This is a genomic window from Gluconobacter cadivus (genome assembly GCF_015244745.1).
Lineage (GTDB): Bacteria > Pseudomonadota > Alphaproteobacteria > Acetobacterales > Acetobacteraceae > Gluconobacter > Gluconobacter cadivus.
Genome location: NZ_JABCQI010000007.1, coordinates 203848 through 227658, shown reverse-complemented (window position 1 = coordinate 227658; position 23811 = coordinate 203848). Strand labels below are relative to the sequence as shown.

The window sequence follows — 23811 nt, the reverse complement described above, 5'->3', positions numbered from 1 at the left end:
ACATCCGTTCAGACATGCGCGGCAATCCCTTCCGCGACCTTCAGGATGATCGGGTCGTACGCGCTGGAGGCTGCGGGCAGAAGAGTCCTTGCGGGCAGTTTTAGCGTAGCGAGACGCCCGTAATCTCCAGCCAGACTGTCGCGCCAACGGATCAGACAGGACCAGCCGCAGTCGGTGACGGCTCTGGCAAGGCCGGGAAGGTCCGTGTCGGGTTCGGTCGGTGTTCCTGCGGACGGGATTGACAGACCGGCCTGCGCCCAGTGAGCCCCGTTGCGGATGCCAAACAGCCTGACGTCTTCGCCCAATGTGGCATCAAGGGCCGTAATCGCCTGACGGTCCACCTGTTTGGCCAGACTGCGCCAGTGAACGACGGCGCCCATACGACGTCCTGCGCTCTGCAGACGATCCTCTGGCTGAAGCGCCAGTGCTTCTAGCGGGCCTTGTGGAGCTTGGGTCGGTGGCAGTCCCTCACAATCCAGCAATTCAATCAGACGGTCAGACAGTCTCGAACAGATCTGGAGTTTCTGAACCGTGTCACGGTGCAGCATCGGCAGGCGCAGTTGCAGATGGGACGGATGGATACTCGCCAGCATCTGACTGTAGTCTGACCCGGAAGATGCGCTCATGCTGTGGGCTACGGTCACGCAGCCTCACGCGGCACGATGGCCAGTTCCGTCGTGGTCGGCACCGGTTTCCTGCGAAAGCGCCGCCACAGGAGACTGGCGCCATATCCGGCAGGGAAGGCGAAAGCGAAAAACCACCCGGTCCAGCCGAGCGGACTCATCCATTCCGTCTGAACCGACGGAAGATGGGGAACCGCGACCGGCAGAAGAATGACGGACACCCGGTCATAGGCCAGATCCTGAACGGCATTGGCAACCATCAGCTTGATCTTGGGGAGCAGTCCCGACACAGCCGTTCCGGAATCGTACCGGATGACGACCGATGCTGTGGCCGGTTTGTCCACACCCGTCACCGGATCGCTCGCGGCAGGCGCGATATGAACACGCGCATCAATCACGCCATCAATGTCATTGAGCGTGTGCCCAAGCTCCTGACTGATGCCGTAATACAGCTTGGCGCGCTCGGCCGTGGGAGTGCTGATCATGCCCTGCTGCTGGAAGATCTTGTCCATGCTGTCATATCCGTTGCGGGGATAATGACTGCTGCGCAGGATGGAGACGGCATCCGCCACATGCCGTTCCGACACTTCCACAGTGGAACTGCCGTCCTTGGCGATCAGACGGGTGGCGGAAATCCCGTGCTGCAGAAGGATGGCGATCATCTCCATCGCATCACGTTCCGAAAGCTCAGTGTAGAGCACCGTCTGACACGCAGTGAGGGAGAGGAGAAGGAGCAGGGCGGGAAAGGTGAGAAACAGACGTCGGATACGGAACATGGTCTCAGCCTCCCTGTGTGAGGAGGCTCTTCAGCGTGGAGGTCATGTTCTGTGACGACACGGTGATGATATGGGTTTCGAATTCGGAGTTGGTGAATGCCATCTGTCGCGTCAGGGCCTCGTTATACATCGCAATCCCCTCCTGCTCGACTTTCTCGAACAGACTGTTCAGAGGGGCGGTCTTTCCATCCGCCTTGCTTGCGGAAGCGACATTGGACGCGCCTGAAAGTTCCGCTGTTCCGACGCTGCCCTGCGGGAGAGCCAGATGTTCCGTCCCTGTCGTCGGAATAACAGTCGGGGCCAGCGTATTGAGCGTCGAAAAAGCGCTGCTGATCCGCCCCAGTCCGGACAGGATCTGATCACCCAGTGTGTCTGTCGTGGAGAGGGGCTGTGTCTCGTATGTCTGGCGGGCAGGTGTGCTTTGCAGGAAGGCAATCTGATCGTCGCCGGGCGCAGGCACCCCTGCGGCCATGCCGCTTGTCTGGTCGGTGAGGGAGCGCTGGGCCAGCGCTGTCGCATCCAATCCCGTAATGCCTGTCATACCTGCGACCCCGAACAATTTCCTGCAACAGGCCCGGACCTATCGGGATCAAGCCTAGGGACGAAAGCTGATCTGAACCTGACCTTCAAACGGGCTGTTCGAAAGTGTCTTCAGGCGTTCGGCAAGAATTGTCGGGCCTCTGCGCGCGGTCTATAGAAGAACAGATGAAGCAGAACTCCAATTGCAGTTCAGAAAAGACGGCGACGCTACACCGGCGATTTCTCTCCGGCGTTCTGCGGGGCTCTGTGGTGTTGGGCTCTGTTGTGCTGGCACTGCCGCATAGCGTCCGGGCCGAGCCGCTCCCGCTACCCGATCAGGGACGCTATACGGTCATCCATCAGACTTTGCCCGACGTCCTGACCCAGTTCTGTGAAGACGTGAATCTGCGTGTCGTCGTGGACCCATCCATTCAGGGGAATGTACGCTCCGGTTTTACCGCCGAGACGCCGCTGGCATTCCTGAATGCGCTGTCTACCGAATACAGGCTGGACTGGTACTATGACGGCAATACGCTGCACGTCACGCCATCATCCGCGACGACCACACAGTCTTTTCCGCTGGGTGGTGTGTCTTATGCGGCATTGATGCGCGCTGTGGATGCGAAGAAAATGCTCGAGCCCCATTATTCGGTCCACACCGATGATCGCGGGCGTTCCGTCAGTGTCTTCGGGCCGCCCGATCTACGAGATCGCATCAGCCAGATGATCCAGTCGCTCAGCGGACCAAGTGCAGGCCATCGGACTGTCAGAATTTTCCGGGGAAGTGCCGTTCAGGAAGTCTCGAAATAGATCGGGACGTTTTTTGACGAACGGATATAAAAACTCTTCCCGGTCAGAAATTATGACCGGGAAGAGAAGTGCGCGCAGGTTTCAGGACGTCTGCTGCGAGGGAATGGGGGCCAGATCCGGCAGCTGTCCGGTCGTGCCGGAAGCATCGGTGCCCGAAGCGTCGCCGCTCGTTGCCGTGTCCTTTGCGCTGGAACTGCTGGAAGAGTCCTTGTTCTTGGCTTCCTGAGCCTGGCCGAAAGAAATCAGGCTGGCAATCTGTGCAGTAGAGCCCAGCGTGACGGTGAGAGGCTTCAGGATCTTGTCAAATTTATCACCGAAATCTTTTGCCTGGTCGCTTTTGGACTTGGCAGGCTTTGCTTTCGGTTCTGCGGTGACAGTCTCGGTTTCAGTATGAGGGGTGTGCGTAGTCGGCGCATGTTCAGACGCTATCGACGCGGGATGCATTCCCGAATCCTGCGAATAAACGGAGCTGGTGGGTCTCGGCGCCGTGTTGTGAAGGGTCTCGTTGAAACCCGTAATTTCGCTCTGCGGGGTGGAGGTGCTGCCGCCCGCGTGGGTTACAGGCGTATGCGGCTCAATTTCACTGGATCCGATTCTACCGGGCATCTCTGGCTCTCTCCATAACTTAATATTGCGCTCATCACCGAAATGCTGAAAGACCGGGAAAGCGGGGCAAATCGGCGTGCTTTCATTCTGTAAGAGAGCAGTCTGTCTTTATCCTGATCTGGTTTTGATATTTACAAAGCCCTGTTCCGGTTTCACGGAACCATAATAATCTGATGAAAATCAGGCTTTTGGGCTCTGTCAAAAAAATCCATATTTCAGAAGGCCGTCTGAAATCGTCAGCGCCGGATAAGATTGATAGGTTGCGCCCCTCAGATCTGTTCTGCGCTTCGTTACGAAAGTTTTTTCATGCGGATTTCTTTTCCGTCACGTGCTGTGGTCCTTGCTTTCACGCTGGCGGTGCCTCTTGCCGGCTGTGTCTCAAACGCTTCACATAACGCACAGGATGTCGCGCGGGAGCGGCAGGCGGCTCGCAACCCCGAAACCATGATGAAAGTCGGCGACAGTGCGCGCGCACGCGGAGACTGGACCACCGCGGCCGCTTTTTATGGCCGAGCCGTTGCACTGCGCCCCGGACAGCCGAATTATGTCGGGCCTTATGCCGAAGCGCTCATGCATCAGGGGCGCACGAACGAGGCGATCGAAGCCATTCAGGGTGCCGAAGCCAACGCAACGTCTGCCGAGCGTGTGCGTCTTGCGTTGCTGCTTGCCCAGTTGCTCAATACCGCACAGCGGTCACAGGAAGCGATCGGGGTTCTCCTCCCCGTGATCCAGCAGAACCCCAATTCCGCTCCTTTGCGTGTGGCGCTGGGAATTTCCTATGAAATTTCCGGAGATGCACAGGGCGCGCGCCAGAGTTATCGCGATGCGCTGCGGATCGACCCGAACAATATCGCCGCCGCCAATGATCTTGCCCTTTCGGAAGCCCTTGGAGGGCAGCCTCATCAGGCGCTGACCGAGCTTCTGGCCCTGCGGACGCAGGCCGTGGAGCGCGGGGCTTCGGCGGCCTCGCTTTCCACGATCGATGGAAATCTGGCGATTGTGTATGCTCTTGAGGGCAAATTATCGGATGCGCGGCAATCCGCACGCTCAGCGGCCCTCAGCAGCGAACAGATCCAGCAGAATATGCGGTTCTATACGCTCCTGCACGCCGCTCAGGGCGTGGACGCCGCCTCGTCCGCTGCGGGAGACTGAGACGCATCAGTCTGCGTCGTGGTGTTTGTGGATGTTGCCGGGGTGTCGCTTCCAGTCGTCGCAGACGAACTGGCTCCCCCCGTGCTTCCACCACCGACGGCGGACGGGAAATTCGACGTCGCAGGCGTTCTGTTCTGCGAAGTGCGATCCATCCCCGCTTCCCACAATTCCACAACGCGCCCAAACCGCGCGCCATTCGCCGGTTGCAGATGGGCGGGCTCCAGCAGATCTCCCGGATTGGCGATTTCCGCGGCGAGTGCTGCCGCCTGAAGACACTGTCCAAGGGGATAAAGGCTGTCGGATGTGTCTCCCGTCCAGGTCGGTCGGATGGCCTGACGACAATCGGGTTGGGCTACGACATACGCCCTGAGGACGAGTGTGTCGGACGCATCGTGGACCACGCGGATCCGCGCCGGTTCCACACCGGCACGGACGAGTGCGTGCGTCACGAGAGCCGTAATCTGCGGATTTGCACCGTTGATCGTGGCGTGGACGGCGCGCGGATCGCCCAGTTTGGTGAGCGCGGCATCGAGCGCACGGTCTGCGTTGGCGGAATCAAGAGGAATGCGATGCTGGTTGACGCCCAGAAGAAGCGGCGGTGGAGGGCCGGACGAACGGGTGCCGCTGAAGGTGCATCCGGTCAGCGACAGTGCGAGAAGGGCGAGGAGCGCGTGTCTCATTCGTAAAGAAACCCGGCCGCACCCTGAAGATGGGGCATGCGTGTGGGATCGGGCGCATCTATTGCGGCGGCCGCCGAGCGTCGGAGCAGCAGCGCCTCGATGGCGGATGTCGGACGGATATAGTCGGTCGGCAGCGCCGGGACACGATCGGACGGGTGAACGATATAGGCCGTGACGACGATCAGCAGTTCGCTCTCGTTGCGCTGGAACGACGTGGAGCGAAACAGCGATCCAAGTACCGGAATATCCGCCAGCCCCGGCACCTTGGAGATGGTATTGCTGGCATCGTTTGAAATCAGCCCACCAATGGCAAAACTCTGACCCGATGCAAGCTGAATGGTCGTATCAGCCCGGTTGGTGCGGATGGCGGGAACGACGCTGCTGCCGGAAATGGAATACGCCCCTTCCGACGCTTCCGTGGAAACGGAACTGACTTCCGGTGCGACATGCATGCTGATGGTGCCGTCAGACAGGACCGTTGGCGTGAAATCGACGCTGACGCCATAATTTTTGTAGGTAATCCCGACAGTGCCCAGACCCTGCGGGATCGGAACGGGGAACTGCCCGCCGGACAGGAACTTGGCTGTCTCGCCCGACATGGTGGTGAGGTTGGGTTCTGCCAGCATGGTCGCAAGCCCCTCCGTCGCCATGGCGTCCAGTGTGCCCGTGACCGACGAACTCCCGCTCGTATAACTCCCTGAAAGGGCATTTGTTGCGCTCGACAGGGCCTTGATCGCACTGGGGACACCACTCAGTCCGCCCGTTGCGGCACCGATGGCGAAAGAGCCCACACCATTGAAAACCGTTGTCCAGTTAAAGCCTAGATCCTGCGAAAGCTGCCGTTGCACTTCCGCGACGCGCACCACAAGATTGACCTGAACCGGCTCGCCGATGGTCAGGCGGTTGATCAGTTTCGCGCCGTTTCCGCCGTATTGCCGGGCAAGAGCCTCCAGATGTGCGGCGGCTTTAGCATCCGGAACGGAGCCGGACAGGACGACGCCTTCAGGCGACATTTGCACCTGAACATTCCGGCCCCCTTCCTTGGCGATCATGGCGCGCATCGCGTCCATGTTGAACGTGACCGTCACATCGCCGGAAATCATTTTCTGGCCGCTCTGGTCCAGCACGATAAGTGTCGTATGGCCGGGCTTTTTGCCGAAGATGAACAGGCCGTCATTATCGGTGTACTGCACGTCCATAACCGTCGGATCGGCAATCATGACATTACCAGCCGCGCGGGGAAGTTGGATCAGCTGCGCTCCTCCGACAGACAGCGTCATGGACCCACCATGCCGGGCGGGCTGCACCTGGGCGACTGCGTCTTGCGGGATGACTCCGACGCATACGGCGCCCATGAGCAGAAAAGATCCCTGCAATGCGCCTGTGCGGGCGGTCTGCCAGAAGCGTGTGCGGTGTGTTGAACGGCCTGAAATCATACTGAAAAACTGTCCATCATGCCGTAAGTCCCATGTCCTTATCGAGCCGTGCCGCAAGGCGATAACCCACGCCGCGTACGGATTCGATCGTCACGAGAGAGCGTGCCTTTGCGAGTTGCCGTCTGATCCGACTGACACGGACTTCAAGGGAGTTCGGGCAATACTCGGCCTGCGCGCCATAGACGTCGTGCTCAAGCCCGGCGCGGGGCACGACGTGACCACGGCGGCGCATTAAAGATTCCAGAATGAGAGTCTCGCGGCGCTGGAGCGTGAGTTCGAGATTACCGACCCGCACTTCACGTGTAGCGGTGCAGAGGGTGAGGTCACTGAACTGATGCTGCTCTGCCGACCGGATGCGCGGGCGACGCATGATAGTGCGAACACGTGCGACCAGTTCGCGGGGGCTCACATCGCGCGTCACGCTGTCATCCGCGCCCGCTTCAAGGGCCGCGATCCGCTCGTCCTGACAATTGGCGATGAGCACGAGGAATTCGTCGCCGTCATGTCGCCGGCAGCGACAGCGCGCCTGCCACCAGACGCTGTAGACGCCATCGCCACTTGTGGAATCCAGCAGGACAAGACTGTAATTCGAAGCCGTCAGGGCCTCGTTTGCATCGTCGAGCGTCGTGAAAACATCTGCACCGAAACCGGCGCTCTGAAGGGTTTTGGCAAGGCCGTCGGCATACCCGCTATCGGGGGACATGATCATCAGTCTCATGTGCGTTTCTCCTGCAAAATCCGTTGATCCGTCATTGCTGTCTGGCAATGACTGCATCGGCCCCGAACACGTCCGTTCCAATGGACGCGATGGGATGGACCGGGAATTCGTCGGCAAGGTCCTGATACGAAAGAACGGGGTTGTCGAAGCCGTTCCGGATCAGGAATCCCCTGACGAACCGTCGCGTGTCGACCGAACACACGATGATGGGTTTGGTGGTTTCCGCTTCCGCGCCGGATTTTCCGGGCGCGTTGGCCAGACGCTCGCGGACGGCCTCCAGAAGTTTTTGGGACGCATCCACTTCCAGCGCCAGAAACGAGCCGGCAGGCGTCTCGCGAACGGACTGCCGCAGAAGCTGGTCCGTTGCCTGCGACAGAACGATCGCGGGGATCGCCCTGTGGTTCGTCGCATAACGGTGGCAGATCTGACGGGACAGGGCGTTGCGGACGTGTTCGGCCAGCATCGGCACCTTGTTTTCGGTCTCGCCCCATTCCACGAGCGTTTCCAGAATGAGGCGCATGTTGCGTAGCGACACATCCTCTTCCACGAGACGCCTGAGAACTTCGGCGAGACGCTGGACGGGCACCAGTTTCGTGGCCTCGCGCGTCAGATCGGCATATTGTGCTTCCACGCGCTGGACGATCTGCCGCGTTTCCTGAAGCCCGAGGAAACGCCCGGCATGGCGACGCAACGCAGCACGGAAGCGGAAAGCAATGATCCCGGCGTGATCGTAGAACCCGATCCCCGCCGCCCGGAGCCGCCCTTCACTGACGGAGGGAACCCAGAGGGACGGATCATTGGTCAGCAGAGCAACGCCTTCCTCGCCATCTATTCCGGCAAGGTCCAGATGAACCGGATCGTCGTGCAGCAGCAGGAAATCCCTGCGCAGTTCATGCTCCTCAATGGGAACGTCTTCCAAATCAATTGAAAACCGCAGATCCCCGCTGTCGTCGCGTTGCCGGAGCGTGGGCGGGGGGAACTGGAAGCCCAGATCGTTACCGATTTCCATGCTGACACGCGCCAGAAGACGGGTCAGATGTCCCTGATCCAGAGTGGCGTTCAGCTTCTGGCTGAGGGTGATCGCCATCAGGGGGGTGAAATTTTCCTGAAGTGTCGTGCTGGTCTGCCCCGCCGGTGAGGCGGCGGAGAAGACATCGTCCTGCGCGCCGGTATTGGTCTCGGCGGAGCGTCGGAACACGCGGTTCGTCAGGCTCTTCCAGTCCGGGCGGCTACCGCAGAAGAAGATTGCCGCCAGAATGAGGAAGACGGGCTTGGGAAAGCCGGGAATAAGTCCCATCGCCAGAAGAACGACTGACGCCACGCGGAGGGCGCTGCTGTTGGCCGTCAGCTGGGTCGCCATATCGCGACCCAGATCCATCCCATGACCACCCACGCGCGTGACCACGACGGCCGCTGTGATGGACAGCAGAAGGGCCGGAATCTGCGAGATCAGAGCATCGCCAACCGTCAGCAGCGTGTAGGTCTGCATGGCCTGACCGATCGCCATGCCATGCTGCGCCACACCAATGCCGATCCCGCCCACCAGATTGACCACGATGATGATCAGCCCGGCGATCGCATCGCCCTTCACGAATTTCAGGGCGCCATCCATGGCACCATGCAGGGCGCTTTCGCTGGCCAGTTCCGTGCGACGGCGTCTAGCCTCGATCGCGTCGATATCGCCCGACCGCAGATCGCTGTCGATGCTCATCTGCTTGCCGGGCATGGCATCGAGCGTAAACCGCGCACCGACTTCGGCAACGCGTTCGGTGCCTTTTGTGACGACAATGAACTGGACCGTAGTGACGATGGCGAAGACCACCAGACCGACGACGATGTTTCCGCCAATGACGAATTCGCCGAACGTTTCAACAATCGCCCCGGCATCGGCTGTCGTGAGGATCAGCCGCGTGACCGTGACTTCAAGCGCCAGCCGGAACACGGTCGAGACGAGGATCATGCCGGGAAGCGCTGTCAGATCCAGCGGCGACCGCAGATAGACGGCCACCATCAGAAGCAGGACCGACAGGCTGAGATTGCATCCGATCAGCACGTCCGCAAAGGCTGCAGGCAGCGGCATGATGAGCATGCCAATCGTCAGGACCAGCACCAGAACGAGGGCCAGATCCTGCCGCTGGCTCATGACCCGGAAAAAGGGCGTGAGATGCTTCATGCCGCAGCGTGCCGCGTATAGTGCGCAAAACAGGTCCGCGCTTCGTCGAGCCGACCAAGCTGATGCAGCGCCCGCGCTCTCAGAAGGGCATTGCCCGCATCGGGAGTGGTCTCAAGCCTGTCGAGACAGTCAAGCACGACGAGGGCGAGTTCACTGCGGCGGATGACGGTATAGACATGCGCCAGCATCCGCAGACATTCATGGTCTCCCGTGCGCTGGGCGAGCACCAGCAGCAGCATGGGCAGAGCCCGCCAGGGCCGTCCGCAGCAGATATAGAGATAGGCCAGAGACAGCAAGAGATCGCGTTGATCGCTCTCCATGCCTAGCCGCCGATCAGACTGTTGGACACCTTGAGCAACTGCTCCAGAGCCGCAAGCTCATGCCTGAGCGTTTCCAGGCCCCCGGGAACGACAGGAGCCGAGCTTGAGCGTGAGGAGGCCTGTTCTTCCAGACGTCGCAGCAGTTCCTGTCTGCGGGACGGCAGAAGAACCGCCGGGTTGCGGAGATGCGGCATGATATGGGCATAGACCGCGCCGATGACGGTGGGTGGGTCGATGGTTTCAGACAGTGCGTTTTCAGGCGCAAGCGTCTGGCGAAGGGCAGCAACTTCAGCGTTCAACAGACTGTCGTCATGCTGAAGCGACAGATCCTGCAGAGCGCGGTCGAGACGAACAGTGCCTTCAGACCAGACTCTCTGAACCATCTGTACTGTCTCCGGCTGATCTACCGGTGAGGCAAATCAGTACTTAAAGTTAATAGGCCGTAAACCCTTGTGCATTATTACGGTATGTTTCCGTATCTCTGAAAGAGACAATCCTGTGACAATTTCAGTGCCAACCCGATAGCGCTGCGAATGCACGACAATATTGGGATTTTTCCCGCTCCAGACGGCCTGAATGGGCACATCAACCGGCGCAGCCTCTGGCGCAACTGAGACGTTCGAAACCCAGACTGCCTGCGTTCCAAAGGATGCATCGAACCATTTTTCGACGTCCCGGAATGTTTTCATCTCCTGAGCCGAGAGGCTTCCATCGATGATGATGACGCCGGAAGATACACTGACCTTCAGTTCAGGAAGATTGTTTTTCGTCAGTTGTTGCACGACGAGACGGCCAAGTTCGGCATCGCTGACCGGCTGCTGAAGTGAAGCTGTTTCCAGATCGGGCGCGCGGGAAGGGGAGGCGCTGGCTGTTTTGTGCGCGGGTGTCGCGGAGTGTGACAATGCCTGTATCACGACGAGCATTAGAACCGTTGCCATTCCCCCGACAATCATGAGTGTGGGATTGGTTTTCCGTTTTGCATTGGGAATATCTTCGGCTTCGGGGACAAACGTTCCTAGCGAAGCCGCGATGGTGCCATCAGAATCCAGATGAAGCGAGACGGGACCAAGCCGGAGTGTTGCAGGACCTGTGACGGTCGTGCTCTCATCAGGCGGAAGCGCCACCGTATTCACTACGACATCCGGTGCAAGAGCCTGTAAAAGATAGGTATCACCAGACTGTTGCCTGATCGAAAGATGTTGTGCCGCGATGCCGTCATCGAGCAGCGCCATGCTCGCATCCGGGCCTGAGCCGATAATGACAGGCTCTGTGCCGAACGTCATGACGGCATCGCTGTGCAATCCGTTCTGAACAACCAGCATGATGCATCCCGGCTTGGGAGGACGGATCCTCCAGATGGTAAAAACGGAAAATGGCCTGCATGCCGGGGTCTGTCCCCGGCATGCAGGCCATGTCCGACGATGCGGAAATCAGTCCTTCGTAAAGGCGGACTTCGCGTTGCTTTCCATCGTCTGGGCAAAGTCGTTTGCAAATGTCTGGGCGTTGGAGATTTCAGACATCTGTTCCTGCTTCTGCAGGTTCTGGTCTTCCATGGCTTCGGACTCCTGCATGATCTGCTGCATGGTTGAGTCGCTGCTGGCAGAGATGGAACCGCTCATTTTGTTCTCCATGACATTGTTAGTGACTAAAAACAGCGCCGTTTTCTCTCAGCGCCATTCGGAAGCTCACATGAACTCCCGAAAACCGTGACGTTCGTAACGAACGTCTGAACACGCTCTGCATTCTCCCGCCGCCCCGAAGAAGCGTCGGGCAGAATGCCGGGCGTCACCCCAGTGCAGACTTCAGTTCGGATGCAGCAGAGTTGCTGTTGAACGTGCCGGACTGAATTTCGCTGGCGAGCATCTTCGCAACATCGGCAAGGTTGTTGTTGCCGGCGTTCGAGGCTTCGCGAGCCAGAGCATTAAGGTTGTTGAACTCATCCGAGCCGGACTTGCCGGACTGCAGGGCGTCCGCAATCGTGTCGACGTTGTTGCTCAGCGCATCGACGCTGTTGCCCTGAAGAGCCTGCTTGATGGCATTGCTGCTGCCGCCCTGGTCGTAGGTACCATCCGACAGGCTGCGACCGATATTGCCCGCAACGGAAGAGTCGAGGCCGTTACCCTGCTGGCTGGCTTCCGACGAAACAGCCTGGGCGTACTGCTGCAGGGTGTTGCCGTTCGTGCCATTCATGTCGACGAGCGTCTTCAGCGTTTTCATGTCGTCGCTGAGATTGCCGGTCAGGGACAGGCCCGTGTTTCCGACGGGTGTGGGCGTCGAAGACCCTGTGTCGGACGAACCCGTGCCCGAGGCGTTGCCGCTGGCTTCCATTTCCTGCAGGAGCTGGATCAAGGCCTGCTCCATTTCCTGTGCCGTTTCCGTGCTCAGGTTCTGGCCGGTTGCTGAAGTGTTGAGGTCGCCCGTGCTCGTCGGGCTAAATGTTGTGTTGTAACTGTCAACCGTGGACATACTGCTCTCCACATCAGGAAATCTGCGATCAGAGAGAAAGGTATTACTTACCCTCTTGCCCGAACTTCCCATCGGCTGCGGTTGCAGATCTCATGGTCGTTTCGGCCTGAAGAAAGAGATATTTGAGCAGTCTGACCGGAACCTGACGTAAAATCCGCCAACACTCATTTCCGGTTAAAACGCGTCAATATTCACTGAATTGCAATCAAAGGGACAGGACCGGGGTGTCGCGGTTTCCACCCCTGAATGTTCGGGCAGAGATCATTCCTGAGGGCTGTTTCCAGCCGCAAACAGACGTCTGGCCTGCTGGAGCACCCGCTTCTGATAAGCGGAATTCAGCTGGGGCGTATGGGAATGATAGTCTCCCACGGCCTGAAGAAGGTCTCCATGCGTCTCGTTGAGGTAACTTCGAAGAATAAGAGCCGAAGCGGCGATATTGAAGCATCCGTCCGAGACAAGACGCGCAGCCGTCTGTGTAGCGGGCATGCGGGTGATCTGGGAAAGGAGGCCGATCCACTGTGTGTTGATCTGCATCAGCCCCAGATCGTCGGAGCCGTTCGTATTGTGATGCACGAGGCCGATGGCACCGCGTTCGACTTCCCAGATGGCGGGCAGGACCCGTGGAGGGAGATCGTACCGGATGGCGGCTGCGAGCATGCAGGCCAGAAGGGGAGCGGGCATGGCAGACCTGTCGGGATGCTTTGTCCCGAATGAAGAAATTATGAAGACAGCATTGTGAGCCCCGTCATGCGCTGGGCAGAGAAGGTTCGAGGCTTTAGTACCGTTTGACGAACGGTTAAAAAAGGTACGTCATCAAAATGTCATGTCCCAGACAGGTCTCCCGTGCCGAGCATCGCGGCGATGCCGGTTTTACCCTTCTGGAAATTCTTGTGGTTCTGGCCATTCTGGGCCTGCTGGTCGGGCTTGTGGCGCCGGCTGCATTGCGCCAGCTGGGGGGCGCCCGCCAGTCCGTCGTCAAGCAGTCGATCGCGCGGATCGGTACGGTTCTGGACATGTATAAGCTCGATACGGGCGATTATCCCTCCACGGAGGAAGGTCTGGACGCGCTGGTCCATCGCCCGTCATCGGTGGAGAACTGGAACGGCCCCTATCTGAAGGGCGGCGCTGTTCCTGCCGATCCGTGGAACCATGCCTATGTCTACCACGCCCCTTCGGAGCGGGAGGGGCATGACTATGATCTCTGTTCTCATGGACCGAACGGCCGGGGCGAGGCCGGGTCAGGAATGATCTGCAATCCCTGAGGAACTGCTGTCTGGCGTCATGGTTTCCAGACGGACCAGACGCCAGGGAATGGGGCGTTCATCAGGAAGCATGATGGCCTCGGCATGACGCCACATCCTGAAAGCGCCATGGAAGACGAAGGCGTCCACGGAAACAAGAACGCCACCGTTTCCTTCGCTGTTCGGATCCGTCTGATCCGCGCCACTTGAAATTCCGGATTTCAGCAGAGCCTGCCGGACGGATGGATCGCCGGTGTGGAGATCGGGCAGTTCCTGCTGGGCAAAAGACAGATGCGGCTCCAGCCCCTCAAGCAGCAAAGGTGTCATGCCGGGAACGGCCGAAAGATCATCCAGATCATGAAACGGCAGGCCCTGTGACACACAGGCCGACGCCTTGTCCGCCACATGAAATCCCTCACTGCGCCACGCCAGAAGCGTGGCTGCCAGAGAGGCGGCCTGATCGGACGGAAAACCCTGCGTCATCAGGAGCGCCGCCATCAGCGGCTGACTGGCAATGTTGGGATTGATCCTGTCCCGTCGGATCTGACTGCGCGTCCTGACCTGAAACTCCGTGGTCTCAGGGCTGGAAGACCATTGACCCGCTGGGCGCGTGCGTCCCGTGGCGACGGCGTAGAGTTCCGTCGTGATGGCGGCGTCTGCCGTTGTCTGGAGCCGCGCTTTCCAGAGTGCCGTGCTTTCGAGGTTCAGGGATGCCCGGCCCAGCATCAGGGCCTGCGTGCCGATCAGGGCCAGAAATGCGAGCGTCCAGAGCACCAGCAGCAGCGCAAACCCTGCCTCCGGTCCGCGCAGCGGGCCGCGTAGACGCAAGGGGAGCGATGGAGTGCCGGCCGGCATGTCAGTCGTGTAGTCCGACCGCTTTGAGAATGCGGTGCTGCGGATCTGCCGAGCCGGTCGGGGACATTCCGTTCATTTCGCTGGGCAGGAGCGCTGCGTGAAGAAGCTGTTCGCGCAGATCCTCCGTCAGGGCGTAGGCTTCGCTCTGGCTGTGGATGATATGGGGCGTGATGAGGATCAGGAGCTCCGTGCGGTTTCGCGTGTTGGTCTGGTTTGCCCCCAGCATCCCAAGGAGCGGAATGTCTTTCAGCCAAGGCATTCCGCTGTTATTGCGGTTGGACGTGTCCGAGATCAGCCCGGCCAGTCCGACCGTCTGACCGTCCGCAATGACCACGCGCGACGTGACCTGACGCTGAGAGAAGGTTGGGCTGTTGATGGACCCGCTGCCGGTTGTCGTCGTGTTGGAAGCCACGGAACTGACCTGCTGGGAAATGTCGAGCGTGACTGTCCCGCCGTTGCTGACATGGGGGGTGACCTGAAGGATCACGCCCGTGGGCTGATAGTTGATCGAATTCGTGATGGTGGAATTCGACGTCAGAACCCCCGTGGTTGAGCCAGTCAGATATGGCACCATGTCGCCCACCATGAGGGAGGCGGGCTGGTTGTCTACGACCATCAGTTCAGGCGAGGACAGGACGCGCACTTTCGTAACGGCCTGTAGTGCGTTGATGACGAAGGGTGCGCCCCCCTGTCCCGACCCGCCGAGAACGAAGCCGGGGAACGAACTGGAGAGCTGTGACGACACCAGATTGGCGCTTCCAAGGGACTGGGACGCATTGCTGAGAATGCCGTTTATTCCGCCCGATTTGAAAAAGAACTGCGTGCCGTAATTGAGCGAGTCATTGAGCGTCACTTCGGCGACCGTGGCATCCACCCGGACCTGAAGGGGCATGATGTCCACCTTGCGGAGCATGGAGGCCACGGTTTCCATCTCGTTGGCTGTGCCATAGACCAGAACGGCATTGTTCTGGGTGTCGGGAATGATGCGGATTTCCGACGTTTCGGAATTGTTGCCCGAACTGCCCAGACCTAGACCCCCGAGCAGGGGATTATTTGAAATTCCGTCCTGTGCGGTCTGCGTCTGGCCGGACTGGCCGTCCGAAGAGGAGCCGTTCTGACCGGAGCCCGAGAGCTGGTTGCCCTGCTGGGACGTTCCGCCACTGGAAGACCCGAAGCCCATCCCGTTGCCGAAACTTCCCGAACTCCCGGAACCGGACGAGGAATTCTGGAAACCCGAAGAGGAGGTCTGGGCTTTTGCCGTGGGAACGGCCGTGACATGGCCGGGGGTGAAGGCCTGTTGCAGAACGTAGGCTACGTCGTTCGCCCGGCTGTTCTGGATGTAGAACACATTCCATTTCCGAACGGTTCTGCGACGCTGCGCCTCGATGACGGAAAAGGCACGACGGGCCTGATCCAGAAGGGCGGGGGTTGCGGCAATGACCATCACCGCTTCGATATGCGGCATGGGCACGACCTGCATCCGGCCTGCCAGCGCCTGTTCCTTTTTGCTGCCCAAAGCAGCCTGAAGGGCCTGCGAGACTTCGCTGGCATTTCCGCTGGTCGCGGGGAACAGGGCATAGGACTGTCCGGCCAGCACATCGGAATCGAACGTCCGGACCAGTTCTTCCAGAGAGGCTCGCGTGGCGGGATCGCCCGAAATTACGACGGCATTTCCCGCCGGGGCCGCAACGATGTGGTCCCCACCCTTGAGGATGGGCTGAAGCGCCTTCACCAGACTTTCAGCCGAAGTGTAGCGCAGCGGAACGATCGTGTTGCCTGCCGTTCCGCCGCCGGTTCCTGCCGTGCCCGCAAGGGTGGTTACGCGGTAAATGCCGTTTTCTTCGACCAGCGCCGCACCGGCGCCCGCGAGTGCGGTCCGGAAAACGGGCAGAAGCTGGTCCTGACGCAGCGGATGCGGTGTACGCAGGGTGATGGTGCCATGGACGTTTGAATCAACGAGATAGTTGGCCTGAAGCAGTCGCCCGAGAATTTCGTCCGTGACCGACTGGATATCGGCATCCACGAAATTGAGGGTCAGGATTCCATTTTCGGAGGCGCCACCGCCCGTCTGGCGAGTGCCGGAGGCCCGGCCATAACTCAGCATGCCGCCCCGAGCGGATTCCATGCTCCCGACCGGACCGTCAACGCGGGGCGTGGCCGTCTGACCGTAGAGATGTTTCGAGATCGGCAGGGGTGTCAGGTGTGGTGGCGTGGACGAACAGCCCGCCAGCAGCGCCAACGGCGGAAGTGCCGTCATGAGGAGGAAACGGCGGGACATCCCGGAGATGGCAGGGAACAGGGAAGCAGGCACGTTGTCTCTCAGTCTGTTCTGTCGGCGGAAAGGGATCATGGCCGGGGAGCGGTGGACGCCGCGATGGAGCGAGGGTCCCGCAATGCGAGGATGGTGAAGGAAGCATCCAGGGCGCGCCCTTCAGCCGTTTCGTCAATCGCCTGCGGGTTGCCGGATACGTCGATCCGAAGATCATCGACCAGCAGGCGCGGAGCAGTACTGTGGTCCAGGGCGTCCAGAAGACGGACCAGCACGGCATAAGATGTGGTGAGGGAAATCCTCACGCCGAGCCGCTCGAACGCTCCGGTGCGGGAGACGGGGAGCGGTTCCATGCTCGTCGGCAAGGCGTGACCTTCAAGGGCGGCGTCGTGCACGATTTGCTGGAGGCGGGCAAGGGCCGTTTCCTGCGAGGTTTCACTGATCAGGAGCGTGCTGCCACGGGCCTGAAGCGATGCCGTCTGGGCCCGTTTTTCAAGATCGGGCAGGGTGTCCACGAGGATCTGCGTATGGGCGAGGATGTCCTGCTGTTCGGCCAGATCGGCTTGTCCTTCGGCATACTGGTTCAGCAGAAGGGAGGCGGCAGAGGCGACCAGTACGAGCAGAACGACCGTCATGCCGAGGGCGAGGGCGCGTCCTTTTCGTCCGTCGGGAAGGCAAGAAATTGTGGGTGAGGCGGAAGCGGACATCAGGATCAGCCCGGAGCGTCAGCATGAAGGGTGAAGAGATCCTGCCGACGGTCTTCGGAGCGTGTGATCGGCCCCGAGAAAGCTGCGTTCGAAAACGCGGCGCGATGCTCCAGAATACCGATCAGTTGCGTGGCCTGTGCGGACTGCCCTTCCAGTGAGACATGACGTTCATGGAGATGCAGTTCCGTCAGGGACGTCTCTTCCGGCAAGGCCTGCGTGAGCGTCTGCAACACGAGGAGGGACGATCCCAGTCGGTGTTCTTCCCGGCGGATGGCGGCCGGCCCCTGTGTGAAACCGGCAATGTCCCGTCGCAGCGCCTCGGCCTGCTGTTTTTCTGCGGATAGCGCGGAGAGGGCGTGGTCGAGCCGCAGTCGCGAGATTTCCTGACCGATGAAGGGGGCCGCGATCAGGGCAAGACCCAGCAAGACGAGCAGGGAAGGCCGGATTTTCTTGACTTTCGAGGGCGTGCCGAGTGGCAGGGCGCCCTCCAGACCTTCGCACCGCAGATGCGTCGGGATGACGGCATGCTCTGCCAGTTCCTGCATCGCCGCTTCAAAGGCACGACGGGGTGCCACGAGAAGGCGGAAGCTCACCTGACCGTTGCGCAGGGGAAAGGCTTTCCCCGTTGGCGTGACAGTCCAGACGACGTCTTCGGGGCGGAACGGGGTCAGTCTGTCCAGATCGTAGCCGATGGTCTGCACTGCATGGGGGGCGGCTGCGCGGGGCAAAGTGAGTTCACGCGCAAGCATGGCACCGGCAGGCAGGACAAGGCAGACCGGCGCGGGACGGGCTGAAAGAAGGCTCTTCTTGCGGGAGGCCGGGAGCGGAAGGCGGGACAGGCTGTTGGGCGCGAGGGTGCCGTCACGCCGGACCGGGAGGCGCACATCCTGCCGCTGGTCCCGCCTCAGGGCGGCAGGCAGGAGCTCCGCCATACGGCTCACCCACCACCGGAAAACAGCCTCAGGCCCCGGTATCGACAGGATCATGCGTTAAGACAGAACATGGAAAAAGCGGGGAGGGGCCACCTGATGAAACGGTCCACATGAAAGGCAATGAAAAGCTTCGCGAGGCAATATCATTCCACCCCTGCACGATGACAGGGCTGGAATATTATAAATTCATGACAGTTCGAAAACCTCTCTGGCCCCTGCACAAGCGCATCGGGTAAGTCATCGCAGGATCACGAACGACACAGCATGAGACGCGCCAGCCAGATCGCCACGGCAAGGCACGGGCCAAAGGGAACAAGGATCGTCATGTTGAAGCGCCCTGAGCGCATGGCCGTTGCCAGAGCCAGCACGATACCGAAGGCCGAACCCGCACCGATGACGACAGGCAGAGCGCCCAGCCCGACCCAGGCTCCGCCCATAGCCAGCAGCTTGACGTCTCCACCTCCGAGGCCCTGCCTGTGACGGATCATCCGGTATCCGGCGGCAATGAGCGCGAAGATCAGCCACCCCGCCGCACTGCCGAGCGCACGATCCAGTGCGCCGTCCGTTCCGGTTGTGACATATCCTTCCACAAGTCCCACCAGAAGAAGCGGCAGCGTCAGCATGTCCGGAAGCCGCAGGCAGGTCAGGTCAATCACGGACAGGGCCAGCAACCCCCAGCCAAGGATGCAGTCTCCCACAAAGGACAACGCGTCCCAGTCGGCCAGCTGGAAAGGAAGACCCTGAGAATGACCGGCTATTATGCGGGCCAGAAGGGCCATGGCGGGCACGGTGAGCGCTGCAAGTTCGATCCACAGATGGTCTGGGGTAATCCGGCTCTTGCAGTGACGGCACCGCCCCTTCTGCATCGCATAGGACAGGATCGGGATCAGGTCGCGGGCAGACAGCGGAACACGGCAGCTTTCACAATGCGAGCGGCCGGAGACCACGGTTTCCCCCCTCGGAATCCGGCGTATAAGCACGCCCAGAAAACTCCCCGCAACCGGGGCCAGAAGGAAGATGGCAACAAGCAGGGAAACGGTCATGGCGGTGGGACACTGGCGGATTTGCAATCGCACGACAAGCTCATGAGAAGCGTCCGTCTGTCTCGCAAGACCGCGGGAGTTTTGCATGGTTTCGGCTGATGCGCGCCTTGAGGCTGCTCTGAGCGAGCGCGGTGTCTGCGAAGGTCGCGCGCTGGAGCGGGCCCGCAATGTCGCGACCGAGACCGGGCAGTCTCTGGCGCTTGTTCTGCTCCAACTCGGTCTGGTCAGCGAGGGCGATCTGGCTGCGACCTACGCCGCCATGCTGGACGGAACCGTTCTGACACCGGAGGATCTGGCCGCCGTGCTGGAACCGGTCCTGCCCGACGATCTGGGGGCACGGTTCCTGCGTCAGGCGCGCGCCGTTCCGCTGGACTGTGTGCAGAGTACGCTGCGTCTGGCCATGGCGGATCCGCTGGATGATTACACTGCGGCTGCTGTTCAACTCGCCACGGGCTGTGACGTCCGGCGTGAGGTGGGACGGCCGTCGGATATTACGGCGGCCCTGAACCGGCTTTATCCTGAGGACGGCGCGGACGGCTCCGAAGGGCAGGGTGTTTTCGATGCGGAAGGGTCTGCTGCGGAGGACGATACGGACCGACTGAAGGACCTCGCCAGCGAGGCGCCGATTATCCGGCTGGTGAACCAGCTGATTTTTCAGGCCGTGGAAACGCGGGCGTCGGATATTCATATCGAACCCTTCGAGGACCGGCTTGTGGTTCGGTATCGTTATGACGGCGTGCTGCATGAAGTGGACAGCCAGAGTCCGCGTCTGGCGGCTGCGATCGTGTCGCGCATCAAGATCATGGCCAAGCTGGACATTGCGGAGCGCCGGTTGCCGCAGGACGGGCGCATTAAGCTGGCCGTGCGTGGGCATGAGGTGGATTTCCGTGTCTCGACCGTTCCGTCGCTGCATGGGGAGACGGTTGTCCTGCGTGTTCTGGACCGCACGACCGTGAGTTTCGACTACAGCCGTCTGGGCCTTGCGCCCTCCATTATCGCGGCGTTCCGCTCTGCGCTGGAGATGCCCAACGGGATTGTTCTGGTAACGGGGCCGACGGGTTCGGGGAAGACCACCACCCTTTATACGGGGCTGGCCGGGCTCAATGCGACCGAGCGTAATGTCATGACGGTCGAGGACCCGGTGGAGTATCAGCTCTCGGGGATCAACCAGCTTCAGATCAGACCGGCCATCGGTCTGACATTTGCCAGTTTGCTCCGGGCCATTCTGCGTCAGGATCCGGATGTCATCATGGTCGGTGAAATCCGCGATATCGAGACCGTCCAGATTGCCGTCCAAGCGGCTTTGACCGGGCATCTCGTGCTGTCCACGCTGCATACGAATTCGGCTGCGGCGGCGGTGACGCGACTGCGGGACATGGGGCTGGAAGACTATCTTATGACGGCCGTTCTGCGCGGTATTCTGGCGCAGAGGCTTGTGCGGCGGCTGTGTGGACACTGTCGCCGTCCCGAAGCTGTCGATCCGGCACTGGCGCAGCGTCTGGGTCTTGATCCGGGGGCGTCGCACACGCTGTGGCATCCGGTGGGCTGTGCGGAGTGTCGTCAGACCGGCTATAGCGGCCGCAGCGCCGTGGCGGAATTTCTTCCGACATCGCGGGAGATTTCCCGTCTCATCATGGCAGGGGGGGACCATTCCGAGATCGAACAGGCCGCCGTTGCGGCAGGGATGGAAACGCTGTTTCAGGCGGGTCTGAGGCTGGCGCTTCAGGGAGAGACGTCCCTTGAAGAGGTTTCGCGCATCATCGGGCATGACGGATGAATACGGCGTCGGGTCCTTCCGAGACGTGGCACTACAGCGCGGTTGGTCCGGACGGGCGGCTGGTGCATGGCGACATGCTTGCCAGCACCGAGCAGCAGGTGATGCAGCGGCTGCAACGGCAGAAACTGATGGTTGTGCAGGTTGCGCCCGCAACGCGGCGGGGCGCAGTGCAGGGTGGTGTACGGGTGTTGCTGGGGCGACGTCATACGCTTCGGCTGCGGCCTGTGGAGGTTGCGGATTTTACCCGCAAACTGGCAACCATGTTGACCGCCGGGCTCGATCTGGACCGTGCCCTCAGGTTTCTGGGGGAAACGGCCGTGGGACCGCGCAATGGTCGGGTCATCGGGGCGTTGCGGGACCGGGTCAGGGATGGTGAGGCCTTTGCCGAGGCCCTTGAGACCATGCCCTCCGTCTTTCCAAAACTCTATGTCGGCATGGTCCGGGCCGGGGAAGCGGGGGGCGCGCTGGGAGAGGCTTTGCTGCATCTTTCGGAGCTGCTCGAACGGGAGAGAAAGCTGCGGGCGACCATTCAGTCCGCGATGATCTATCCGGCGGTTCTGGTCGTGGCGTCCGTGTTCTCGATCGTGCTTCTGCTGACGCAGGTGCTGCCGCAGTTCGTGCCTCTGTTTGAAGAAAATGGCGCCACTCTGCCGCTGGCAACGCGGATCGTGATTGCGACGGGCAGTTTCCTGACGCATTGGGGGCTGGTGCTGCTGGTCGCTTTCGGAATCGCTGGCGTCAGTATTCACGCAATACTTCGGAAGCCTGAGCGGCGGCTTGTCTTTGACCGTTTTCTGCTGCGGGTTCCAATCCTTGGATCGCTGCTGCTGGAGATCATGGCCGCCCAGTTTACCCGCACGCTCGGCACGCTGATGCAGAACGGCGTGCCTATTGTGGGGGCTCTGAGAATCACGGAAGGGGTGATTGGCAATATGGCGGGCGCGGCGTGTGTGAGTGAGGCCACGCGGGACATGCGCGAGGGGCGGGGCCTGGCCTATTCTCTGGAGCGGACGAAGGTTTTTCCCGAAGCCATGATCCATTTTCTGCGTGTGGGTGAAGAAACGGCACAGCTTTCGGCCATCGCCCTGCGGTCTGCGGATATTCACGAGGATGCAAGCCGCGTCATCATCCAGCGTCTTCTGGCCATTCTCGTCCCGGCAATCACCATCATCATGGGCGTTCTGGTGGCCGGAATTGTTTCCGCGCTGCTACTGGCGATGCTGAGCCTCAATGATCTTGCCCATTGACGCGCAGGGCCGGGGGGATGCCGGTTTTACCCTTCTGGAAATCATGGTGGTGCTGGCCATTGCCGGAATCCTGCTCGGTGTTGCGCTGGAGCGGGGACCGCTGCGGAGTGAGGCCCTGTCCTTTTCCGTGGCGCGGCGACAGGTCGTGGATCTTCTGCATCAGGCGCAGGATCTGTCCGAAACCCGCGGTGAAACGGTGACGGTTCTGCTGGACAGCGCGGAAGGGACGTTCCTGACGGTTGAGGGGCACACACTCCGGACGACGCGCATTCACAAGCCTGCGCGGGTGTTTGTTCCGACGGTCTCGGGCGGGATGATGGCGCGGGCGTCTTACCGGTTCATGGCGGATGGGCGCGTGACGGGGGCGCCGCTGATGGTTGTTCTGGGGCATCATGCCGCCCTTGTCAGCTTCAGTGACGTGACGGGACGGATTCAGACCGATGAGCGATGAACGACCGGTCCGCACTTTGCGCCCGGATCAGGGCTTTACGCTGCTGGAAGTCATCGTGGCCCTGATGATTGCGGGTTTTGCGCTGGCCGCCATGCTGGGCTCGATCGAAGCGGGGCTGGCGGGTGGAGGACGGGCCGATCATGGTCTGCGTCTGCTCTCTGTGGCCCGGTCGCAGCTGGATGGTGCATTGGCCATGCCGTCTTTCCGACCGGGGTCGCAGACCTATGACGTCCCGCCGCATTATCATTCCAGCGTGGACATCCGCCAGATTGCGGCGTCTCCGGCACGAGGGGAGAGGGCGTCACTGGGGCTGTTTTCGGTCGAGGTGCGGGTATGGGAAGACGGCGCGGCGCGGTCTGTGTCCCTGTCGGGGAGGGCAGTCGGGGCTGCGGCGCAGGAGTGAATCCAGATTCGGGAGAAGACGGCTTCACGCTGCTGGAAATTCTGGTCGTGACGGTCGTGTTCGGGCTGTTGTCCGTCGCCCTCTGGCAGGGTGTGGGAGTGGGAACGCGGGGCTGGTCGCAGGCGGAGCGACGTTATGCAGACGAAGCGACGTTTCAGGGGGGGGAGGATTCTCTGCGCCGTCTGATCGAGCGCGCGGAGACTCCCGATGTCCGGGGAGGCTCCGTTTTTTCAGGAGATTCGGAGCGGCTCGGTTTCGTGTCGTGGCTTCCGGAGCAGGGCGGTTACGGCAAGCAGGTTCAGGTGGCGTTTGGCGTGGATGCGGGCAAACGGCTGGTTCTGCGCTGGCGGCGGTTCCGCCGGGCGGACTGCGCCCTGCAACCTGAAGTTCCGCATGAAGAAACGCTGGTCCGCGACGTGGGGCGCGTTGAATTTTCTTATTACGGCGTCGTTGAGGGACATTATGTCTGGCAGAAAACATGGGAAAGCCGGGTGCTTCCCCTGCTGGTCCGCATCCGGATGGAGCGCATCGACGGGCGGGAACTCTGGCCCGCCATTCTGGTGCGCCCGCTGCTCGCCGCTCCAGCGGGAGAGTGAAGACATGAGGG

The 23811-nt window shown here is 60.8% G+C and carries 27 protein-coding genes; 8 read left to right on the top strand and 19 right to left on the bottom strand.

Features of this window, described 5'->3' with window-relative positions; translation table 11 throughout:
• Positions 1-8 precede the first annotated feature (8 nt).
• From HKD28_RS11615 to HKD28_RS11605, 3 genes are read right to left on the bottom strand one after another with little or no spacing between them, the layout of a single operon-like run.
• Positions 9-626 carry a hypothetical protein gene (locus tag HKD28_RS11615; RefSeq protein ID WP_194268249.1) on the bottom strand — a complete coding sequence of 206 codons (618 nt, stop codon included), beginning with the start codon at positions 624-626 and terminating at the stop codon, positions 9-11.
• 14 nt (positions 627-640) lie between these two features.
• Positions 641-1399: a type III secretion system inner membrane ring lipoprotein SctJ gene (sctJ, locus tag HKD28_RS11610; RefSeq protein ID WP_194262435.1), complete on the bottom strand. Its 759-nt coding sequence runs from the start codon at positions 1397-1399 to the stop codon at positions 641-643.
• Between the two features lie 4 nt (positions 1400-1403).
• Positions 1404-1940 (bottom strand): hypothetical protein, encoded by a 537-nt coding sequence (locus HKD28_RS11605; protein WP_194268248.1) that lies wholly within the window; start codon positions 1938-1940, stop codon positions 1404-1406.
• 164 nt (positions 1941-2104) lie between these two features.
• Between HKD28_RS11605 and HKD28_RS11600 the strand changes: the two genes are divergently transcribed.
• The gene (locus HKD28_RS11600) at positions 2105-2728 is read left to right on the top strand and encodes a hypothetical protein (protein WP_194268247.1); all 624 of its coding nucleotides are present in this window, start codon (positions 2105-2107) and stop codon (positions 2726-2728) included.
• An 81-nt stretch (positions 2729-2809) separates the two neighbouring features.
• Here the strand turns inward: HKD28_RS11600 and HKD28_RS11595 are convergent, their stop codons facing one another.
• Positions 2810-3334: a hypothetical protein gene (locus HKD28_RS11595; protein ID WP_194268246.1), complete on the bottom strand. Its 525-nt coding sequence runs from the start codon at positions 3332-3334 to the stop codon at positions 2810-2812.
• A 306-nt stretch (positions 3335-3640) separates the two neighbouring features.
• Here HKD28_RS11595 and HKD28_RS11590 point away from each other — a divergent pair, with 306 nt between their 5' ends.
• Positions 3641-4486 (top strand): tetratricopeptide repeat protein, encoded by an 846-nt coding sequence (locus tag HKD28_RS11590; protein ID WP_194268245.1) that lies wholly within the window; start codon positions 3641-3643, stop codon positions 4484-4486.
• Here HKD28_RS11590 and HKD28_RS11585 read toward each other — a convergent pair.
• The 10 genes from HKD28_RS11585 to HKD28_RS11540 all read right to left on the bottom strand — a co-directional run bounded on the left by HKD28_RS11585 (position 4447) and on the right by HKD28_RS11540 (position 12960).
• Positions 4447-5166 carry a hypothetical protein gene (locus HKD28_RS11585; protein ID WP_194268244.1) on the bottom strand — a complete coding sequence of 240 codons (720 nt, stop codon included), beginning with the start codon at positions 5164-5166 and terminating at the stop codon, positions 4447-4449. The two genes, HKD28_RS11590 and HKD28_RS11585, sit on opposite strands and share 40 nt — an antisense overlap.
• Positions 5163-6602, bottom strand: a complete 1440-nt coding sequence (locus HKD28_RS11580; RefSeq protein ID WP_194268243.1) for a type II and III secretion system protein family protein — start codon at positions 6600-6602, stop codon at positions 5163-5165. Before HKD28_RS11580 ends, HKD28_RS11585 begins: the two co-directional genes overlap by 4 nt.
• A gap of 16 nt (positions 6603-6618) precedes the next feature.
• Complete coding sequence (locus HKD28_RS11575) at positions 6619-7320, bottom strand: winged helix-turn-helix domain-containing protein (protein ID WP_194262442.1); 702 nt, start codon at positions 7318-7320, stop codon at positions 6619-6621.
• 31 nt (positions 7321-7351) lie between these two features.
• Positions 7352-9493: a type III secretion system export apparatus subunit SctV gene (gene sctV, locus HKD28_RS11570; RefSeq protein ID WP_194268242.1), complete on the bottom strand. Its 2142-nt coding sequence runs from the start codon at positions 9491-9493 to the stop codon at positions 7352-7354.
• Positions 9490-9813 (bottom strand): hypothetical protein, encoded by a 324-nt coding sequence (locus tag HKD28_RS11565; RefSeq protein ID WP_062029774.1) that lies wholly within the window; start codon positions 9811-9813, stop codon positions 9490-9492. Before HKD28_RS11565 ends, sctV begins: the two co-directional genes overlap by 4 nt.
• 2 nt (positions 9814-9815) lie before the next feature.
• Positions 9816-10196: a hypothetical protein gene (locus HKD28_RS11560; RefSeq protein ID WP_194268241.1), complete on the bottom strand. Its 381-nt coding sequence runs from the start codon at positions 10194-10196 to the stop codon at positions 9816-9818.
• 36 nt (positions 10197-10232) lie between these two features.
• Positions 10233-11135, bottom strand: a complete 903-nt coding sequence (locus tag HKD28_RS11555; RefSeq protein ID WP_194268240.1) for a SctD/MshK family protein — start codon at positions 11133-11135, stop codon at positions 10233-10235.
• A 108-nt stretch (positions 11136-11243) separates the two neighbouring features.
• On the bottom strand, positions 11244-11432 hold the full coding sequence (locus HKD28_RS11550; protein ID WP_141306867.1) for a hypothetical protein: 189 nt from the start codon (positions 11430-11432) through the stop codon (positions 11244-11246).
• A 166-nt stretch (positions 11433-11598) separates the two neighbouring features.
• A complete protein-coding gene (locus HKD28_RS11545; protein WP_194268239.1) occupies positions 11599-12279 on the bottom strand; it encodes a hypothetical protein in 681 nt (226 codons plus the stop codon).
• A 261-nt stretch (positions 12280-12540) separates the two neighbouring features.
• Complete coding sequence (locus tag HKD28_RS11540; protein ID WP_194268238.1) at positions 12541-12960, bottom strand: lytic transglycosylase domain-containing protein; 420 nt, start codon at positions 12958-12960, stop codon at positions 12541-12543.
• A 137-nt stretch (positions 12961-13097) separates the two neighbouring features.
• On the opposite strand from HKD28_RS11540, the gene gspG reads away from it, so the two are divergent.
• Complete coding sequence (gene gspG, locus HKD28_RS11535) at positions 13098-13541, top strand: type II secretion system major pseudopilin GspG (RefSeq protein ID WP_194268237.1); 444 nt, start codon at positions 13098-13100, stop codon at positions 13539-13541.
• Here gspG and HKD28_RS11530 read toward each other — a convergent pair.
• From HKD28_RS11530 to HKD28_RS11510, 5 genes are all read right to left on the bottom strand, one after another.
• Positions 13518-14375 carry a type II secretion system protein GspK gene (locus tag HKD28_RS11530; RefSeq protein ID WP_235993437.1) on the bottom strand — a complete coding sequence of 286 codons (858 nt, stop codon included), beginning with the start codon at positions 14373-14375 and terminating at the stop codon, positions 13518-13520. The genes gspG and HKD28_RS11530 overlap by 24 nt on opposite strands.
• A 1-nt stretch (position 14376) precedes the next feature.
• Positions 14377-16686: a type II secretion system secretin GspD gene (gene gspD / locus HKD28_RS11525; protein WP_194268236.1), complete on the bottom strand. Its 2310-nt coding sequence runs from the start codon at positions 16684-16686 to the stop codon at positions 14377-14379.
• Between the two features lie 35 nt (positions 16687-16721).
• On the bottom strand, positions 16722-17351 hold the full coding sequence (gene gspM, locus HKD28_RS11520) for a type II secretion system protein GspM (RefSeq protein ID WP_194268235.1): 630 nt from the start codon (positions 17349-17351) through the stop codon (positions 16722-16724).
• A 5-nt stretch (positions 17352-17356) separates the two neighbouring features.
• Positions 17357-18283, bottom strand: coding sequence for a PilN domain-containing protein (locus HKD28_RS11515; RefSeq protein ID WP_194268234.1), 927 nt, complete (start codon positions 18281-18283; stop codon positions 17357-17359).
• Between the two features lie 248 nt (positions 18284-18531).
• Positions 18532-19326: a prepilin peptidase gene (locus tag HKD28_RS11510; protein WP_194268233.1), complete on the bottom strand. Its 795-nt coding sequence runs from the start codon at positions 19324-19326 to the stop codon at positions 18532-18534.
• A gap of 85 nt (positions 19327-19411) precedes the next feature.
• On the opposite strand from HKD28_RS11510, the gene HKD28_RS11505 reads away from it, so the two are divergent.
• From HKD28_RS11505 to HKD28_RS11485, 5 genes are read left to right on the top strand one after another with little or no spacing between them, the layout of a single operon-like run.
• Positions 19412-21103 (top strand): GspE/PulE family protein, encoded by a 1692-nt coding sequence (locus HKD28_RS11505; RefSeq protein ID WP_194268232.1) that lies wholly within the window; start codon positions 19412-19414, stop codon positions 21101-21103.
• A complete protein-coding gene (locus tag HKD28_RS11500; RefSeq protein ID WP_194268231.1) occupies positions 21100-22350 on the top strand; it encodes a type II secretion system F family protein in 1251 nt (416 codons plus the stop codon). Before HKD28_RS11505 ends, HKD28_RS11500 begins: the two co-directional genes overlap by 4 nt.
• A complete protein-coding gene (locus HKD28_RS11495) occupies positions 22334-22801 on the top strand; it encodes a pilus assembly FimT family protein (protein ID WP_194268230.1) in 468 nt (155 codons plus the stop codon). Before HKD28_RS11500 ends, HKD28_RS11495 begins: the two co-directional genes overlap by 17 nt.
• Complete coding sequence (locus tag HKD28_RS11490) at positions 22791-23204, top strand: type IV pilus modification PilV family protein (protein ID WP_194268229.1); 414 nt, start codon at positions 22791-22793, stop codon at positions 23202-23204. The genes HKD28_RS11495 and HKD28_RS11490 overlap by 11 nt, the downstream gene beginning before the upstream one ends.
• Positions 23201-23800, top strand: a complete 600-nt coding sequence (locus HKD28_RS11485) for a prepilin-type N-terminal cleavage/methylation domain-containing protein (RefSeq protein WP_328750352.1) — start codon at positions 23201-23203, stop codon at positions 23798-23800. The genes HKD28_RS11490 and HKD28_RS11485 overlap by 4 nt, the downstream gene beginning before the upstream one ends.
• Positions 23801-23811: the final 11 nt, after the last annotated feature.